At 69.3% G+C, this 655-nt stretch carries 1 protein-coding gene and 1 pseudogene; both read right to left on the bottom strand.

Annotated features, from left to right (window positions below; translation table 11 throughout):
• Window positions 1–429: AAA family ATPase (locus CTA01S_RS16300; protein ID WP_157451417.1), on the bottom strand; the 429-nt coding region annotated here is incomplete at its 3' end.
• Window positions 429–655, bottom strand: a pseudogene (locus CTA01S_RS16295) (hypothetical protein); the annotation flags it as partial. The gene CTA01S_RS16300 and the pseudogene CTA01S_RS16295, both read right to left, overlap by 1 nt.

The following is a 655-nucleotide window of genomic DNA, read 5'->3' as shown; positions in this document are numbered from 1 at the left end:
TTTGCCGGTGCGCTCGCTGTAGGCCTGCGGCTGGGTCTTGGCCCAGATCAGGGCGAGGCGCGCGAGCACCGTGATGCTGTCGACGAAGTAGGTGTCGTACTTGGCCAGTTGCGCCGGGTCGCCATAGCGCTCGCAGACGTGCCGGTAGTGCGCCTCGGAGAACGGCGCATCCGCGGGCAGCGCCGGGTTCGCGCCGGCCAGGAACACCACGAGATCGCGGAACTCGGGCCAGGTGGTCGGGCGCACGCAGTCGCCGCGCCAGTCCTTGACGGCAAGATCCCCGGCTTCGAGGTCGACGAACAGGGTCGAGCCTTCCGGCAGCGTCTTGAGCTGGCTGGTCTTGCCGATGCCGCTCTTGCCCAGCAGCACGAGCTTCACGCCCTGCTTCTCGCGCAGTCGCTGGTCGGCGGTGATGATGGGAAGGGCCATCACGCCACCTCCTTCAGCCGCTCGACGACCGCCGGGTTCCAGAGGATCTGGTAGCCGCTGTGCCCGTTGCGCGAGTACGGCATCGCCTCGGCCCAGGCCTCGCCGGCCTCGGTCAGTTCCCACTCGTCGCGCTCGTTGCGGAACTGCAGGCCGTGGTGGGCCAGGCGCTGGTTGGTCGCCTTGGCCGACAGGCCGAGCAGCCTGCCGAGCTGGGTGGCGTTGAGCG

It is taken from the genome of Caldimonas taiwanensis NBRC 104434, assembly GCF_001592165.1.
GTDB lineage: Bacteria > Pseudomonadota > Gammaproteobacteria > Burkholderiales > Burkholderiaceae_C > Caldimonas > Caldimonas manganoxidans.
The sequence above is the reverse complement of the archived record's forward strand: the minus strand, read 5'-3'. Positions and strand labels throughout refer to the sequence as shown.